Source organism: Mycobacterium sp. 1245852.3, from assembly GCF_001669335.1.
In the GTDB taxonomy this organism is placed as follows: domain Bacteria; phylum Actinomycetota; class Actinomycetes; order Mycobacteriales; family Mycobacteriaceae; genus Mycobacterium; species Mycobacterium europaeum_A.
Genome location: NZ_LZLL01000270.1, coordinates 1 through 2,564, shown reverse-complemented (window position 1 = coordinate 2,564; position 2,564 = coordinate 1). Strand labels below are relative to the sequence as shown.

General features: G+C 70.8%; 2 protein-coding genes. Both read right to left on the bottom strand.

Going from position 1 to position 2,564, the window contains the following annotated elements; genetic code table 11:
- A partial coding sequence (locus A9W96_RS11675; protein WP_156765204.1) for a type I polyketide synthase occupies positions 1-1,792 on the bottom strand: 1,792 nt, incomplete at its 3' end.
- 1 nt (position 1,793) lies between these two features.
- Positions 1,794-2,564 (bottom strand): phosphopantetheine-binding protein (locus A9W96_RS11670; protein ID WP_231999666.1); only part of this gene is annotated, 771 nt, incomplete at its 5' end.

Genomic DNA, 2,564 nt, shown 5'->3' with positions numbered 1-2,564 from the left:
CGATCTCACCCACCGAGTGCCCCATCACCACATCCGGTGTCACACCGAAGGATTCCCACAAGGCCGCCAGCGCGAGGCCCAACACGAACAAGGCCGGCTGGGCAAACTCGGTGCTGCGCAACAACTCCGGGTCGTCGCCCCACATCACCTCGCGCAGCGGCAGCCGGACGTGCGCGTCCACCGACGCGGCGGCCTCGTCGAACGCGCGGGCGAACGCGTCGAACCGGTCGTACAGTTGGCGACCCATGCCCAACCATTGCGAGCCCTGACCCGGGAACACGAAGGCCGTCGCGCCGGACGAACCCGCCCGGCCCACCGCGACATTCGGCCGTGGCTCCCCCGCGGCGACGGCCGCCAACCCCGCCGTCAGCGCCGCGGCGTCGCGACCCACCACGACCGCGCGGTGCTCGAAGAGTGTCCGGGTGTCGACCAGCGACCGGGCCACGTCGAGGGGGCTCACGCCGGCCCGGTCGGCCACGAAGTCAGACAGCCGCCGGGCCTGGTTAACCAGCGCCCGTTCGGAACGGGCCGACAGCACCCACGGCACAACCCCATCCGTGGCCGCCCGCGAATCCGATGGCGCGGTGTCCCGCTGGGCCGGGGGCTGCTCGACGATCAGGTGTGCGTTGGTGCCGCCCATGCCGAACGAGGACACCCCGGCCCGCCGCGGCCGATCCCCCGACGGCCACGCCGCCAGGGCGGTGTTGACTTGCAGCCCAAGATGATTCAGCCCGGCCTCGGGGTCGGTGTAGTTGAGGCTGGGCGGGATCGCGGCATGTTCGACCGCCAGGGCGGCCTTGAGCAGGCCCGCGATTCCCGCGGCGCTGCCGGCGTGACCGATGTTGGTCTTCACCGAACCGACCCGCACCGGATCGTGCGCGCGCCCGGCGAAGACCTCGCCCAGCGCCCGGGCTTCGATCGCGTCGCCGACCTTGGTCCCGGTGCCGTGCGCCTCGACGTAGTCGATGTCGCCGATGTCGAGGCCGGCGTCGGCGAGCGCGCGCCGGATCACGTCCGCTTCACTGCGCGCCGACGGGACGGTCTGGGCGGCTCCGCTGTGCCCGGCGTTGCCGACGGCACCGCCGCGAATGACGGCGTGAATGCGGTCGCCGTCGTCCAGGGCGGCCGCCAACGGCTTGAGCAGCACCAGTCCGCCGCCTTCGCCGCGCACGTAGCCGTCGGCGCGACGATCGAAGGCGTAGGTGTGGCCCGACACCGATACCGCACCGAATTCCCGTTCCAGCATGCCGATTTCCTCGGACAGGTTGAGGTGGACGCCGCCCGCGACGGCCATCGTCGACCGCCCGGTGCGCACGCTGTCGCAGCCGAGGTGCACCGCCACCAACGAGGACGACTGACCGGAGTCGACGGTCATGCTGGGTCCGCGCAACCCGAAGGCGTACGACACCCGGTTGGCGATCATCGCCCGGCTGATGCCGGTGAAGGTGTGGTGGTCCAGGTTGTCGGCGAGATCGCGCAGCGTCAGGGCCGCGTAGTCGTCCGTCATCGCCCCGAGGAACACCGAGACCTCTTGTCCCCGTATCTTTTCCGGTACCACGAACGCGTCCTCGAGCAGCTCCCAGGTCAATTCGAGGGCCAGGCGCTGCCGCGGATCCATCGCGGCCGCCTCACGCGGCGACAGGTTGAAAAAGTCCGCGTCGAATTCCCCGGCGTCCCCGCCCAATTGGGCGGCCTTACGCCCGTCACGGATCAGGCGCCAGAACGCGGACGGGTCGGGCGCGCCCGGAAACCTGCAGGCCAGCCCGATGATCGCGACGTCTGTCGGAGGCAAGTCAGGGGCCGACTTCGTCGTCGAGAATGGCGAACAGCTGACTGTCGGTGGCGGTGGAGATGTCGTCGTCGAACGCGTGCTCGGGGTGTTCCAGCAGCGGTGCCGGTGCCGAGCCCGGCACCGTGTCCAGCAGCCCTTCCAGCCGGGCGACCAGTTGCTTCTTGTCGCCGGGACTGAGGTCGGGCTGATTGAGCAGAGCCTGCAGTTCGCGGGTGATCTCCTCGAAGCGGGCCGTCCGGTCGGGCGGGGTGGCGGGCGCCGCGCCGGGGCCGCCGGTGGCGAGCTGGGTGCCGAGGTGTTCGGCAAGCGCGGCCGGTGTGGGGTGATCGAAGATCAGCGTGGGCGAAAGGGTAAGGCCGGTAGCGATTTTGAGCCGGTTGCGCAGCTCGACGGCGGTCAGCGAATCGAACCCGAGATCGCCGAACGCGTCGTCGGCGTTGACGTCCGCGGTGCTGTGACCCAACACCGTGGCCGCGTTGCTGCAGACCAGTTCCACCAGTTCGCTGTGCCGCTGCTCGGGCGACATGCCGCCCAGCCGCGCCCGCAGGCCGGTCAGGGACACCATTTCGGTGTGCTCCAGCATCCGGCGGGCCGGGCGGGCGGCCAGCTGGCTGAGCAGCGGCGGCAACGTGGCGCTGTGCTGACCCAGCGCGCCCCGATCGAGTCGTGTGCCCACCACCATGGGGCGTTCGGCGAGCAACGCGGCGTCCAGCAGTTCCAGCGCTTGCCGGGTGGTCAACGCGCTCAGCCCGGCGCGGCTCATCCTGGCCTT